Source organism: Haloarcula sp. KBTZ06 (assembly GCF_048595605.1).
GTDB classification, from domain to species: domain Archaea; phylum Halobacteriota; class Halobacteria; order Halobacteriales; family Haloarculaceae; genus Haloarcula; species Haloarcula hispanica.
In genome coordinates this window covers 1,187,338-1,201,245 of sequence record NZ_CP184337.1, presented here as the reverse complement: position 1 = coordinate 1,201,245, position 13,908 = coordinate 1,187,338, and the positions used below count along the sequence as shown (strand labels likewise).

Annotated in this window: 15 protein-coding genes; 8 read left to right on the top strand and 7 right to left on the bottom strand. The window is 65.9% G+C overall.

The window, feature by feature from the left end:
• The first annotated feature begins 1 nt into the window (after nt 1).
• Nucleotides 2–763 (top strand): PHP-associated domain-containing protein, encoded by a 762-nt coding sequence (locus tag ACNO8S_RS06290; protein ID WP_420182666.1) that lies wholly within the window; start codon nt 2–4, stop codon nt 761–763.
• Here the strand turns inward: ACNO8S_RS06290 and ACNO8S_RS06285 are convergent.
• Together ACNO8S_RS06285 and ACNO8S_RS06280 are read right to left on the bottom strand one after the other, a co-directional pair.
• On the bottom strand, nt 760–1,266 hold the full coding sequence (locus ACNO8S_RS06285) for a metal-dependent hydrolase (protein WP_008309440.1): 507 nt from the start codon (nt 1,264–1,266) through the stop codon (nt 760–762). The genes ACNO8S_RS06290 and ACNO8S_RS06285 overlap by 4 nt on opposite strands.
• A gap of 36 nt (nt 1,267–1,302) precedes the next feature.
• Nucleotides 1,303–1,812 (bottom strand): CinA family protein, encoded by a 510-nt coding sequence (locus tag ACNO8S_RS06280; protein ID WP_014040208.1) that lies wholly within the window; start codon nt 1,810–1,812, stop codon nt 1,303–1,305.
• A 79-nt stretch (nt 1,813–1,891) separates the two neighbouring features.
• Here ACNO8S_RS06280 and ACNO8S_RS06275 point away from each other — a divergent pair, with 79 nt between their 5' ends.
• A complete protein-coding gene (locus tag ACNO8S_RS06275; RefSeq protein ID WP_004961837.1) occupies nt 1,892–2,035 on the top strand; it encodes a hypothetical protein in 144 nt (47 codons plus the stop codon).
• Nucleotides 2,036–2,073: 38 nt separating this feature from the next.
• Complete coding sequence (locus ACNO8S_RS06270; protein WP_014040207.1) at nt 2,074–3,192, top strand: pyridoxal phosphate-dependent aminotransferase; 1,119 nt, start codon at nt 2,074–2,076, stop codon at nt 3,190–3,192.
• Nucleotides 3,193–3,207: 15 nt separating this feature from the next.
• Here ACNO8S_RS06270 and citE read toward each other — a convergent pair whose 3' ends face one another.
• Genes citE through glmS form a run of 5 tightly spaced genes read right to left on the bottom strand, consistent with a single transcriptional unit; the run spans nt 3,208 to nt 8,478 of the window.
• A complete protein-coding gene (gene citE, locus ACNO8S_RS06265; protein WP_420182665.1) occupies nt 3,208–4,248 on the bottom strand; it encodes an L-malyl-CoA/beta-methylmalyl-CoA lyase in 1,041 nt (346 codons plus the stop codon).
• On the bottom strand, nt 4,245–5,321 hold the full coding sequence (mch, locus tag ACNO8S_RS06260; protein WP_420182664.1) for a 2-methylfumaryl-CoA hydratase: 1,077 nt from the start codon (nt 5,319–5,321) through the stop codon (nt 4,245–4,247). Before mch ends, citE begins: the two co-directional genes overlap by 4 nt.
• The gene (locus ACNO8S_RS06255) at nt 5,314–6,582 is read right to left on the bottom strand and encodes a methylaspartate ammonia-lyase (protein WP_191449367.1); all 1,269 of its coding nucleotides are present in this window, start codon (nt 6,580–6,582) and stop codon (nt 5,314–5,316) included. The genes mch and ACNO8S_RS06255 overlap by 8 nt, the downstream gene beginning before the upstream one ends.
• Nucleotides 6,572–8,035: a methylaspartate mutase subunit E gene (locus tag ACNO8S_RS06250; protein WP_191449366.1), complete on the bottom strand. Its 1,464-nt coding sequence runs from the start codon at nt 8,033–8,035 to the stop codon at nt 6,572–6,574. The genes ACNO8S_RS06255 and ACNO8S_RS06250 overlap by 11 nt, the downstream gene beginning before the upstream one ends.
• Before the next feature lie 2 nt (nt 8,036–8,037).
• Entirely contained in the window at nt 8,038–8,478 is a 441-nt protein-coding gene (glmS, locus tag ACNO8S_RS06245) for a methylaspartate mutase subunit S (protein WP_050037967.1), read from the bottom strand.
• 121 nt (nt 8,479–8,599) lie between these two features.
• Between glmS and mct the strand changes: the two genes are divergently transcribed.
• The 5 genes from mct to ACNO8S_RS06220 all read left to right on the top strand — a co-directional run bounded on the left by mct (nt 8,600) and on the right by ACNO8S_RS06220 (nt 13,896).
• Entirely contained in the window at nt 8,600–9,790 is a 1,191-nt protein-coding gene (gene mct, locus ACNO8S_RS06240) for a succinyl-CoA:mesaconate CoA-transferase (RefSeq protein WP_014040202.1), read from the top strand.
• A 70-nt stretch (nt 9,791–9,860) separates the two neighbouring features.
• Nucleotides 9,861–10,301, top strand: a complete 441-nt coding sequence (locus ACNO8S_RS06235) for a TRAM domain-containing protein (protein ID WP_014040201.1) — start codon at nt 9,861–9,863, stop codon at nt 10,299–10,301.
• Nucleotides 10,302–10,504: 203 nt separating this feature from the next.
• The gene (locus ACNO8S_RS06230; protein ID WP_004516850.1) at nt 10,505–11,065 is read left to right on the top strand and encodes a TATA-box-binding protein; all 561 of its coding nucleotides are present in this window, start codon (nt 10,505–10,507) and stop codon (nt 11,063–11,065) included.
• A gap of 146 nt (nt 11,066–11,211) precedes the next feature.
• On the top strand, nt 11,212–13,659 hold the full coding sequence (locus ACNO8S_RS06225; protein WP_420182663.1) for an ATP-dependent DNA helicase: 2,448 nt from the start codon (nt 11,212–11,214) through the stop codon (nt 13,657–13,659).
• Between the two features lie 75 nt (nt 13,660–13,734).
• Entirely contained in the window at nt 13,735–13,896 is a 162-nt protein-coding gene (locus ACNO8S_RS06220) for a DUF7563 family protein (protein ID WP_004516852.1), read from the top strand.
• Nucleotides 13,897–13,908: the final 12 nt, after the last annotated feature.

The window sequence follows — 13,908 nt, the reverse complement described above, 5'->3', positions numbered from 1 at the left end:
CGTGCAACCCGAGGGGTACGCCGTTGATCTCCACGTGAAAGTGCTCGACGACGGGGTCGTCGAGCGCGCGAAGGCACGTGGCCTCGACGCGCTGGTGTACGCGCCGCATTTCACGCGGCTACCGGAGATACGGCGGCAAGCAGAGGCGTTTTCCGACGAAGAGCTGACTGTGTTTCCAGCCAGAGAGATATTTACTGGCACCTGGCAACAGCGCAGGCATGTGCTGGCGATTGGCCTCGAAGAGCCGATCCCGGATTTCATCACCTTCGACGGCGCGATGCGAGAGTTGGACCGTCAGGGCGCAGCCGTGCTCGTCCCCCACCCCGGGTTTCTCAACGTGAGCCTCGGACTGGACGACATCGAAGCGTACGACGACGTTATCGACGCGCTGGAAGTGTACAACCCCAAGCAACTGTCCCACCACCGAGACCGCGCGCAGTCGTTCATGTCGGAGACCGGCCACGAGCCGTTCGTCTCGTCGTATGCCCACGTTCGTGGTACCGTCGGCGAGGCCTACGTGAACTTCGCCGAGGCGTTCGACGACGTGGCGGCGCTCAGTGCAGCGCTGAAAGACGACGTGGAGCGGTCGCTGTTCCATCGTGACGGCCTCTCACACGACATCCGCCGGGCAGTCGAGTGGGCGCACCTGGGGCTGGAAAACACCTGGGGCAAGTTCGACCGGCTGATGCTACAGGGCACCGAGCCAACTCATCCGGACCACGTCGCGTACAGCGGTCGGTTCGACGATGTGAAAGTGTACTAAACCAGAAACGCGCTGTTCTCGACGACGAAGGTACGGACCGACGGCGGCAGGTACTGTGGGAGCACATGTATCAACAGCCCGACCGCGGCCAGTTCGAAGATGGTAATCGCGACGGTGACAACCTCCGCATACTCACTGGAAGTCGTCACACCCGTCGGTGACCCGTACTCTTTGTCCGAGATGGGGTAAAACAGCGCGATGCCCCGGCGGGAACCGAAGTAGTCCAGCACGTAGTGGGTGAGGACGCCGAGCCACACCCACTGGAGATTGCCGCCGTGATACAGCGGATGGGCCAGGAAGATCACGAGGACAGGGATGTTGTGCAGCGTCTTGCGGTGCTTGCCGAAGGCGGTGTCGACATCGGGGAACAGTGCGCCCAGAACGACGGGAAGGAACACTTCCGTGATTGTCGCGAATGTCGTCACGTCGCCCGAGGGGTCAAGGACGTATCCCAGTCCGATGCTCAGGAGGACGGCGTTCAGGACGTGCCCACGTTTGTTCATCTACCGGACCGTCTGTGTCCCAACTGAAAGAGCTTACTACTCCTGTAGGGCGGTTTCCAGGTCCCGGAGCGCCTGTGTCGCGATGGCCGCTTTGACCTCGCGACGGGTGCCATCGAACTCGTAGCGGGACACTGTCACGCCGGACTCGTTGGTCCCCCACGGGGCGGCCTCGGCGACGGCGATGTACACCGTCCCGACGGGCGTTTCCGACGAGCCGCCGCTCGGCCCGGCCACGCCAGTCGTGGCGACGCCCCAGTCTGTCCTGGCGGTATCACGAGCGCCCTGAGCCATTTCGACAGCGACCGGTTCTGAGACTGCGCCGTGGGCGTCCAGCGATTCCCGCGAGACGGCGAGCAGCTCTCGCTTGGCCTCGTAGGAGTAGGTAACCAGCGAGCGGTCGAAGTAGTCGCTCGAACCGGGTATGTCCGTTATTTTCGACCCGACAAGGCCGCCGGTACAGGACTCCGCGGTAGCGACTGTGGCATCAGCTTCTCGGAGACGCTTGCCGACGCGCTTCTCGACTGGGTCCGCTGTATCGTCTGTCATTAGCGGTAGTTGTCGCGATGGGCGAATAAGCGTTCAGGGCGGGCCGGAATACTTTCAGTTCGGAGACACAACTGCGTGTATGAGCTATCAGACGACGCTTGGCTGGTCACTTGTTACCTCGGGTCTCGTGACGCTATTCCTCTGGGTCCTGCCGGGGTCGGACCTCCTGTGGGGGATGCTGTTGCTGGTCCTCGGCGGACTGACGCTGTACATCCGCCAGTAGACAGAAAAGCAAACGGGGCCGGCAGCCCGAGACCGGGTATGGACTACACGGAACCCCAGTTCTTCCGGGTCATGCAGTATGCGGCCCGGGCCGACCGGGACGTGGTGGACATGGTGTCGGGCAACCCCGACTGGGACCCGCCCGAGGGGCTTCGGGACGGGCTCAGAGACTACGCCGAGGCTCCGGCCGACGACTACCAGTATCCGCCCAGCGTCGGGCTGACGCCCCTCCGCGATGAAATCGCCGCTCGGCGTGGGGTGGACCGGAACCGAGTCCTCATCACGAACGGCGCGGGTGAGGCAAACCACCTCGCGATGACCGGCGGACTCCACCACTTCGACGGAAACGAGATTCTCCTGACGGACCCGGTCTACCCCTACTACGCCGGCCGGGCAAACTTCGTCGGCGCGGACATCTCCTTCGTCCCAGTCGACGAGCGCAACCGACTGGACCCCGCGGACGTTCGGGCAGCCGCGAGCGACGAGACGGCCGTCATCGTCGTCAATTCGCCGAACAACCCCACCGGCGCGGTGTACGACGCCGACGCGATGGCCGAGTTCGCAGCCATCGCCGAGGAGTACGACGCGCTGCTGCTCAGCGACGAGGTGTACGACCACTTCGACTACGCGGGTCGGTTCAGTTCGGCGCTGCACGCCGACTCCGACCACGTCGTCGCCACCAACTCCCTCTCGAAAACGATGGCGATCACCGGCTTCCGGGTCGGCTATGCAATCTTCCCGCCGGAGGACGGCCCGACCGGCGCACTTCTGGAACGCGCTCGCACCCAGCATATGCTCACGAACGTCACCGGGAGCCGGCCGGCGCAGTACGCCGTCCTGCGGGCGCTGAAGACCACGAGTCCCGACTACTACGCCGCGTGCCGACGGCGACTCGAAGACCGCGTCGACGATTTTTGCGCTGCGCTGGCGGAAGTCGGGGCCGAGTACAACCGCCCCGATGGCGGCTTCTACGTGATGGCGCGGTTCCCCGGCTTCCCCGGGTCGTTCGAGAACGTGTACGAACTCATCGACGAGGCCGGCGTCGCCGGGATGCCCGGCGAGGCCTTCGGCGAGTCTCGGCGTGACTGGATACGATTCGCACTCGTGACGCCTCGGGTGGACGAGGCAGCCCAACGGCTGGCGAACTATTTCGAGTAAAAAGCGACTGCCGGCTTAGCCGAAGATCAGTTCGACGTCTTTCGCCCGCGCCAGCAGGTCGTCGTCGTAGTACTCCTCGGTCTGTGCAGGATGCGTCTCGTCGATGGCTCGAACGGTTTTGACGGTGTTGGCGAAGTTCTTGTAGGTCGCTTCGTCGACCATCTGGCCGTCGACGACGACTGCGCCGGTCCCCTCGCGCTTGGCCTCGTTGAACGACTCGATCTTGTGGAGGTCTCGCTCCAGTTCCTCCACCGTCGGCATGTGGATGCGATTCGCCTGCTCGGTCTGCTTGGGGTGCAGCGACCACGAGCCGTCGATGCCGATGGTCGCCTCGTACTCCACCTGATCGGCGTACCCCTCGGCGTTGTAGTAGGTAACGCCGGCGCGCTCGTGGAACAACTGGTCGAAGGGGCCGCCGATGGCGACGATGTCAGCGGCGCTCGTCTCGTTTGAGAGGGCTTCGAGCAGGCCGTCCCAGCGGGGCCGCTCGCCGTCGAGCGTGCGACCGCCGAGTTCCGCTGTGTAGTCCACCGGCCCGAACACGAGCCCGGAGAGCCGGGAGTCTGTGGCGTACTGGCAGATCTCGCGAAGGTCCGAGCGGCCGGGGGCCGTCTCCAGAATAATCGCCATCTCCAGCGTTCCTTCGGGGAGCCCGGCATCGCGCTCCGCGTCGGCGACGACGCCCGCAGCGTCGCGCACGTCGTCGAGACGGCCGACCTTCGGGAAGACGAAGCCGTCCAGTTCCTCGCCGACCTCGGCCGCGAGGCGGGTCACCTGCTCGATGCCGCGCTCGCGGGCGTCGGCGTCGTCGTAGGCCCACTCGACCCGCGGGAGAATGTCCCCGGCGAAGTCGTCGGCGTGGTCCGGGATGTGTTCGATTATGTTGTCGACGGCTTCGTCTTTCATCGACGGCGCAGTGCCGTCCTCAATGTCGGGGACGAGCCAGTCGGGGGTCTGGAACCCCTCGCTGGTGAGCCCCGAGACGAGGAACTTCGCGCTGTTGTCGTTCGGTATCGCGGCCGGTGCGGTCTGGAAGGTTCGGCAGAGTCGTGTCATTGGTGTCGCTGGATGAGTGCGGTTCGCCGGCCCGAGTAGACCGGGGTCTGCTCCTGATTGAACGCGACGTGTTCGAACGTGACCGCGCCGGCTCGTTCCGGCCCGGCGTCTGGGTCGCAGTCGAGGACGCGGGTGAAGCCGTAGACGGTGTCGCCCAGCGTGACGAAATCGTGGAACCGCTCGTCAGCAAACCGCTGTTCGCGGTAAGTCGCCTCGTCCGAGCGGGCGTGGGCCAGCGCAATCGAGCGGGTCACGTCGCCGTAGGCGACGATGTCGCCCGACGGCGAGTCGGCCATCTCGTCGCGGTTGTGGTGCTGGCGGGCGGTGTTGAGCGTTGCCAACGGGAGGCCGGCGACCAGTTGGTCGTCCATTGTCCGCCCGCGCTCGTGGCGGTAGGCGACGGCGGCGTTCTCCGCGTCCGCCCGCTCCAGCGCCGCCTGGAAATGTTCGAAGCGCTCGCCGTCAGGCGAGACGAGGGTGTCCGGCATGGACGGCCCACCCTCGTCCTGTTCGCCGACAGCGCCGCCGTCGGTCGCCGCCGGCTCGCGTCGCGGAATCATGTTCGTCCGCCGGTAGGAGACCAGCGTCTCGCCAGTCTCGCGGTCCCGACCCTCCGTCTCCCAGGTGACGATGCCGTACTTCGGCCGGGAGGAGGACGTTCGGGTGTCGACGACGGTCGACGTGACCGACAGCGGCGTCCCGGCCGTCGCGGGCTGGTGGAACTCCACGTCGTCTCGGCCGAGGAAGTAGCCGCCCTTCTCCGAGAGGTCCTCGACGGTGATGCCCATCACGCACGCCAGCAGGTAGTCCGGGTGAACCGGGCGCTCCTCGAAGCCACGCTCTTGTGCGGTGTCGGCCCGCCAGTACGCCGGGTCGTGGTTGAGCGTCTGGCCCATCCACTGCTCGCTGCCGTGATGGGAGAGTCGGAGGCCGGGGTCGTGAGCGAGTTCGTCGCCCTCCGCGAAGAACTCGAAGAAGTGGCCCTTCTCCCTGGTATCGGCCCGGTCAAGCAGCGAGTCGAACGTCTCGCCGTCCGAGAGGTCCAGCGCGTCGGGATCGGTCCAGTCAGTCATCGGCCGGCACCTCCCGCGCGGCGTCCCGCCTGGCAAGCGCCCGCCGCATCTCGTTCGTGACGACCATGAACCCCTCGTCGAAGCCCATCCCCGGTTTCGCCAGCACCTGCGCGGCATCGGTCGCCAGTGCGACGTGGGCACAGGCCCGCGCGGAAGTCACGGTCTCGTTGCACGTCCCGCCGACGTAGGCCCGGGTGTCCGTGCCATCGCAGTACAGCACCGCTTCGGCCGAGCGCTGGATGCCGCCGAGGTCCGGCGTCTTAATCTGGACCAAGTCGGCCGCTTCCGCGTCGACGAACGCCTGCACGTCCTCGAAGGTGTTGCACCACTCGTCGGCGACGATATCCACGTCGACGCCGGCGTCGGCCAGTCCCTCGCGGAGTTCGGCCATCGCGGTTATCTGTGCCTGCCGGCCGCCGGCGTCCATCGGCCCCTCGACCTGGAGGGGGTACGGCGCGGCGGCCTCCCGCAACGTCTCGAAGTAGTCCGTCACCTCGGTCCGGTCGTACGGCGGGCCGAACACCTTCCCTAGAATACCGTACACGTCGACGTGGAAGCGCGGCGAGTACGGCTCCGGCCCGAGGGCCGTCGCCCGGTCCGAGAGCCACGCGAGGTAGTCACGCAGCCCCTCGCCGTTCTCGCCGACCTTCTCGACGCTGTTGAACAGGCCGTGGGGCAACACCGGGACGCCCTTGATGAGCATCTTTTCGGCGTTGGTGCGGCGCTCGTCACCCGACTGGCCGAACACCGGAATCGGTGACGTGGCCGGTTCGGTGTCGTAGGTGTCGGCGAGCACGTCCGTCGGCGTCACCCCGCGTGCTTGTGCGGCGGCGTTCAGCAGCGCCTGTGAGACGCCGTAGCGGACCGCGGTGTGGAGCTGGTCGCCGCCCGACCGCTGTGCGTTCATCTCCTCCAGCATCGTCGCGTTGGCACCGAACTGTGTCGCATCTTGGCCCCGGAGCGCATCGGCAACGGGACCCTCGACGACGGGACGGTAGTTCTCGGCCCGGAACAGCGGGTCGCGGCCGCCGGCCCCCGAGTACTGGACCGCAGCACAGTCGCCCGTCGCGATGGAGCCGTCGGCGAGTTCGATTTCCACGATGAGGGCCTCGCCGGCCTCGCGGATGCGGTCGAACCCCTCCGTGACCGGCTGGCCGTCGTAGGCGAACCCGCTCTGGGTCGCCCCGTCCTTGATTGCCTGCTGGTCGTCGAAGAAGAACCCCGACAAGCCGGGAACCGTCCGAACGTCCTCAATCCGCATCGCTCGCACCTCCCGCGGGGCTGTTGTCACCGGTCGGCCGCCCGATGAGCTTCCCGTCGCTGATGGCGTCCACGTCGTCGGCGACCATCCGGAAGGACTGGTCGCGCCCCTCGGTCTCGGCCCGTTCGCCCAACCGCGCGGCGTGGATCTCCTTGATGTCGTCCGGGAGCGCGAGGTCCGCGAACTCGAAGATGCGGACCCGGCCGTCGTCGTCTCTGGCCGGTAGCACCGCGCCCTCAGCGGCGTCGCTCGGCGCGAACGGCACGTCCAGCGCGCCGCTGTCGAAGGCGTTGATGACCCCCCGTGCCACGTCGCCGTCGCCGGCGTCGTAGATCGCGTCCATCAGCGCCCGTGTCTCCCGCTCGATGAGCGCCTGTTCCTCGTCGATACCCCCGAGGTCGATGTCCTGTTCGATCATCATATCGATAAGCTGTCTCGTCGTCCGCAACCCGGCCGCGTTGGCCTCCTTCGTCGGCACGCCCTGGAACTCCTGGGCGGACTTCGTGATGACTTTGTCCGGCTGGGCGACGGCTGCCGTCGCGCCGCCGAGACTGATGACGCCGTTAGCGCGGGCCTCGTCCGGCGGGAAGCCGCCCATCCACTCGTGGAAGACGGTCGTGACGGTCACCTCGTCGCGGAGGTACTCGTTACCGAGCTTCCGCAGGGCGCGCAGCGCCGCCACGTCCTGCACGAGGTTTCCGACCTGCCCGTAGCCCAGCGTGAGCGACCGGACGCCCTGTGTCGCAGCAAGCTCGCCTTCGACGAGCATCACCGCGATGGCGATGCTCGGTGGGACGAGCGTGCCCGTCAGCGGGCCGAACGGTTCGCGGTTGATTGTCACGCCACGCTCGGTGTAGGCCCCACAGAGCCGGTCGACGAACTGCCAGTGCTCGATAGTCGTCGCGAGGTCGTGCCGCTTCGTGTACGGAATGTTGTATGAAATCGGCCCGCCCTCGAAGCTCTGGAAGCCGCCGGCAAGCGTGACCATCGCCAGTAGCCGGGCGTCAGGCGTGCCGTGCCGGACCTCGACCGGTGCGTCGAGCGCCCGGATGAGCCGCCGGCAGTCTTCGACGCCGTGGTTCACCGCGGGGAAGCCGTTCAGTTCGTTCTCGTCGCTGCCGCGGGAGGCGGCCAGTCCCTCCTCAGCCTTCTCGTACTCGTTGTCGCGCGTGTACGAGTCGATGGTCGTCGGCAGGAGGTCCGCGCCGCCCTCGTCCTGCAGGTACCGCAGCAGGTCGATCTGCTCTTCGAGGCAGGGAACGCCCGCCCGCGGCTGGAGGAGCGGCTGGTCGGCCGACTCCAGCACTGTGGCGAACTGCTTTGAGGCAGGCAGCGACTCGTGGAAGGCGATAGCCTCCTCGAAGTCGACTTCCCGACCCGTGTGCCAGTTGTCCCTGAGTTCGTTTGCGATGCGCTGTAGCTGGTCGTCGCTGAGTCGCTCGTCAGTTGGCATAGTCACCCGTCAACCCTGATCTGCTCCGCCTCTGTTGTGGATAGCTGCAGGTCTTCGCGGAGCATCTCGATTGCCTCCTCCGGGTCCGTCTCCGCGTCGAAGACGCGGTCGAAACCCATCTGTCGGAAGGTCGCCTGCGTCTCCTCGAAGTCGGACTGTCCGACAGCAAGGTTCCCACCGACGTACGTGAGTACGTCGAGCCCGGCGTCGTCGAGCTCGTCGTGAAGCCCCTCACAGTCCTGACGGGCGTGCCCGTACAGGGAGGATACCAGTACTGCCTCGGCGTCGTGAGATTTCGCGGCGGAGACGAACTCGTCCTGTGACGTCTGGACGCCGAGGTTGATGACCTCGAAGCCAGCGGCCGAGAGCGCCTGCTCTAGAATCGTGATGCCGACGACGTGCGCGTCGGAGCCAATCACGCCGAGGATAACGGTCCGGGGCATGTACTACCCCGTCATCGGCGGGTAGTGATAAACCTAATGGTCTTTCATGATAATATGGCCTTAAGGAATTTATAACGGACATTCAAGAAGGTTTATGCGGCCGCCCCGTCGTGGTTTTCCCATGGGTGCGCTTGACGACTTGCGTGTGCTCGACCTGACACAGGTCCTCGCCGGACCGTACTGTACGATGTTGCTCGCAGACATGGGCGCGGACGTGGTAAAGGTCGAACGCCCCGGCGGCGACCTCATCAGGTCGAACCCGCCGTTCGTGAGCGACGGTGACGAAGAAGCCTACGGCGGCTACTTCCAGAGCGTCAACCGCGGGAAACGCTCGCTCGAACTCGATCTGGGGACCGATGAAGATCGCGAGGCGTTCCTTTCGCTCGTTGAGCGCGCAGACGTGGTGGTCGAGAACTTCAAGGCTGGCACGATGGAGAAGTTCGACTGCGGCTACGAGACGCTGCGGGAACACAACCCGGACCTCATCTACTCCTCCATCCGGGGCTTTGGCGACCCGCGGACGGGCGAAACCCACCGGCAGGGCCAGCCCTCGTTCGACCTCATCGCGCAGGCGCTGGGCGGGGTCATGGAAATCACGGGGCAGTCGGACGGCCCGCCGACGAAGGTCGGCCCCGGCGTCGGCGACCTCTTCACTGCCGTGCTGAACGCCGTCGGTATCCTCGCGGCCGTGCATCACCGCGAACGCACTGGCGAGGGGCAGTACGTCGATACGGCGATGTACGACTCGATGGTGTCGCTGTGTGAGCGAACGGTGTACCAGTACTCCTGTGACGGCGAGTCGCCGACCCGGCAGGGGAACTCTCACCCGACGCTGTTCCCGTACGACTCCTTCGAGGCCGCCGACGGCCACGTCGTCATCGCGGCGTTTGCCGACGGCCACTGGGAGACGCTGTGCGAGGCGATGGAGCGTCCGGACCTCGCCGCGGACTACCCCGACGCCGGCAGTCGGATCGCGAACCGCGAGTCCCTGCGCCGCGAAATCGCCGACTGGACGGCTACCATCGACTCGGAGACGCTCCTCGACCTGCTCGAAGGGCGCGTGCCGGCCGCGCCGGTCCAGAACACCGCCGACATCTTCGACGACCCCCACATCCACGACCGGGAGATGCTCACCGATGTCGACCAGCCCGGCGCCGACGAACAGATAACCATCGCCGGCAGTCCGATAAAGATGACCGAAACCATGCCCTCGCCCGGTGGTCGCGCGCCGCTGCTAGACGAGCACAGGGCGGAACTGCTTGACGAGGCCGGGGTCGGTACGGGCACCAATCGCGTCGAAAGCGACGACTGATCGCCAACTGCCGGCAATTTTCACCACATCAGGGCAGGACCATTATCTATCATGAGCCGTAGAATAGGCTATGGTCGAAGTTCCAGATGCACTCAGTACATTGTTCAGTGCGCGAGTAGAGACTGACGGGGACCGATATATTGTCGAGATTCCGAAAAGCGAAGTGTCCCACGGCGCGATTTCGCCGGGCGAGACTTACCGCGTCGGTCTGCTATCACAGGTCGATGCCGGTTCGTCGGCGCCAGCCCAGCCACAGACGCCCACACAGGATACCGACCCGGAGCGAGCCGACACCGGCGTCCCGCAACCACCGGTCGACGAGGGCGAGATCCGAAACGTCACCATCGAATCGCTGGGCGACCAGGGCGACGGCATCGCCAAGGTCGAGCGGGGCTACGTCGTCATCGTCCCCGACGGCGAACCGGGCGACTCGCCGACCGTCGAGATCGAGACCGTACAGGAGAACGTGGCGTTTGCGAGCGTCGTCGACAACGACGGACGGACCGTATAGCGGAACAGTTCCGTTTTCAGCGGCCCAGTGACCGCCGGGCTGGCAGTCCTTACAGGGCCGGAACAAACAGTCACAGCGGGTCGCTCGGCCGACGTGCCCCTACTTGAATGGAATCTGTCGGACGCGGTAGAGGTCGAAGAACGACTAGTAATCACAGCATCACAAACGTTTATATGATTTAAATCCGGTATTTAAAACACTATATGGTCGACCCAAAAGAGAGCATTGACATCGAAAATGTCGTTGCTTCGACCGGTATCGGACAAGAACTCGACCTTGAGAGCGTCGCGATGGACCTGGAGGGGGCCGACTACGACCCCGAGCAGTTCCCGGGCCTCGTCTATCGGACACAGGACCCCAAATCCGCCGCGCTCATCTTCCGGTCGGGCAAGATCGTCTGCACGGGTGCGAAATCCACGGACGACGTCCACCAGAGCCTGCGTATCGTCTTCGACAAACTCCGCGACCTGAACATCCAGGTCGACGACGACCCCGAAATCGTCGTCCAGAACATCGTCAGTTCCGCGGACCTCGGGAGTTCGCTCAACCTCAACGCCATCGCAATCGGCCTCGGCCTCGAGAACATCGAGTACGAGCCGGAGCAGTTCCCGGGCCTCGTCTACCGACTGGACGAGCCCGACGTGGTCGCGCTGCTGTTCGGTTCGGGGAAGCTCGTCGTCACCGGCGGGAAGCGAAAGGAGGACGCGGAGGAAGCCGTCGACACTATCGTCGAGCGACTCAGCGATCTCGGCCTGCTGGACTAACGGCTCGGTGCTAGTGACTGGGCGGCGGTCAGTCACTGCCCGTTTTTCCGTTCATTGCGGTCTCGACACTGTTCACACAGAGCGGGAGCGACGGCGATGGACTCGAACCCCGCGGTTCAAATACCGGGACGACTAATCCCGGCCCAATGGCAGACCCCGCCTCGACGGGTACGGAGTCCTGGCGCACGTACTTCGGCTTCGACGAGCCATACGAGAACCAGGCTGACGCCGTCGAACGAGCCATCGAGGCGGGCAAGGCGCGCGGCTTTCTCGCGATGGAGGGGCCCTGCGGGACCGGCAAGACGATGGCCGCGCTCACCGCCGGCGCGACGCTGGTCCGCGATACGGATTTGTACGAACGGATGGTCGTCGTCACCCCGGTCAAACAGCAGCTCCAGCAGTTCGTCGACGACCTTCGGACGCTCAACGCTGGAATAGAGGAGCCCTTCGACGGTATCTCGCTGGTCGGCAAGCGCGACCTCTGCCCGTACGGTCGTGAAGGGCAGTTCCCCGACGACGTGAGCACGCACGACCGCTGTGAGGACCTCAGGGAGGCGACGGCGCGGCTGGTCGAGGACGGCGGGCGCTCGGACGGCGCAGCCGTCGCGGACGCCGCAATCGCCGGTGAGGCCGACGACGACCAGTGGTGGGACCCGCGGAAGGGCCAGGACCTCGCCGCGGCCGCGCGTCCCGACGCCGCCGACCAGGCGACGCTGGGCGACAACACGCTCTCGACAGCGGGTGCGAACTCGCCGTACCGACAGGCCCAGCCGACCGCCCCGGAGTCGATGGCCGACGGGTCGGACCCGCCGCTGTACTGTCCGTTCGAAGCCGATTGGTACGCCCGCAACAAGGGGTCGCCTGTCGATTTCTCGGCCGGCGAGGAACACGTCGTAACGATGGACGACTACCTCCCAGCGGCGACGGAGCGCGGGACTTGCCCGCACCGGGTGATGAGCGTCATGCTTTCTGAGGCCGACGTGATCGTCGGGAACTACAATCACCTGTTCGACCCCGGCTCTCGACCGCTGCTGTCGGACGTGCTTGACGACCAGACGCTCGTCATCGTCGACGAGGCCCACCGACTCGAAGAGCGCGTGCGGGACCTCCTGTCGGACCGCCTGGGTCGCCAGACCATCGTCCAGGCGCGCAACGACTGCACGACGCTCATCCAGCGCGCCCAGCAGAGCGCCGACCACAAGGCGCAGGTCCGCGAGGTACTGTCGGCCCGCGAGGTCCCGCTGGACGCAGTCGACCAGGCCCGGAAGTTCTACGATGACCTCGTGCGGTGGCTCGACGACCGCGTCGAGGCGTTTCTCGACGCCGAACACGAGGGGTGGCGTGCGGACCCGTCGACCCTGCCGGAGCACGACCGCGAAATCCCGCTGCGGGACCCCGACACGGTCGAGCAGGACGAACTGACCGAGTGGGCCGAGCGCAAGGGCTACGACGGGTCGCTCTGGCGCTCGCTGTCCCAGGTCGGGGCCGCCGTCGAGGACGCGATCGACCAGCTCGGGCTGACCCGCCAGCCGGTCTGTGCCGCCGTCGGCGTGCTGGCCGGGCAGTGGTGGGAGCGCGACCACGCGACGTTCCTCCGGGAGATCGAACTGGAGCACTCGCCCAATCACGGGCAGAGCCTCGACGCCGACTACCAGGCCGTGTACACGCCGGGCCTGCTGTGTTACAACTGCATGCCCGCGACGGCCCTGCGGAACGTCTTCGACGACCTCGGGGGCGGTATCCTGATGAGCGCGACGCTGGAGCCGCTGGACGTGTTCACCCGCGTTTCCGGGCTGGACTCGATGGCCGAGACGGGGTCGACGGCCCCCGACGAGGATTCCGGCGACGGACGACCGGTCCGCACGACCACGTACGATCTGCCGTTCCCGTCCGAGAACCGGGCGTCGTATCTCGTCGATGCGACGCCGTTTACCGCGCGCAACCGCGGCGATCCCGAGACGATGCGGCCGCTCGGTGACAGCTGGAACCCGACGCGTGATGAGTACGCCCAGGCGCTGCGCGCGCTGGGTCGCTCACCCGGAAATGTGATGATAGCGATGCCGAACTACCGGGAGGCCCGATGGGCCGGCGCGTACCTGCAAGCGGCCGTCGAGAAGTCGGTCCTCGTGGACGAGTCATCGAGCAACGAGGAGACCGAACGGCTGAAACGCGAGTTCTTCAGCGGCGACGGGAAAGTCATGGTCACGTCGACGCGCGGAACGCTGACGGAGGGTGTCGACTACGACGGCGAGAAGCTATCGACCTGTGCCGTCGTGGGCATCCCGCTGGTGAATATCGGGTCGCCCCGCGTCCGGGGTGTCCAGCGAGCATACGGCGACGCCTTCGGCGAGGACAACGCCTTCGAGTACGCCCTGACAGTGCCGGCCGTGCGGCGCGCGCGCCAGGCCATCGGTCGCGTCATCCGCGGTGTCGACGAGGTCGGCGTGCGGGCGCTAGTCGGCCGCCGATACACGCCGGACGCGCGCCATTCGGTGTATCAGTACCTGCCCGCTGGCGAGCGCGAGGAGTTCACCCGGATGACACCCGATTTCCTCGCGAGCCAACTGGGTTCGTTCTGGGCCGACCACCAGTAGTGCCGCCTGTTGATTAACCGGAAGATTTCGTTGTCAGCGGAAAGCATTTACATCGTGGAACGAGTGTACCTATAGATGCCCGAGTGTCAGAACTGCGGCGAGTTCGTAACCGAGCAGTACGTACGGGTTTTTACACCAGAAGCCGTCGAAGGCCATGGCCCCCGGGTCTGTCCGAACTGCGAGGACAAACTCCGGGACGGCGCGGACGTCCGTGAAGCGCGTTCCTCGAGGCAGTAGGACAACTCCTTT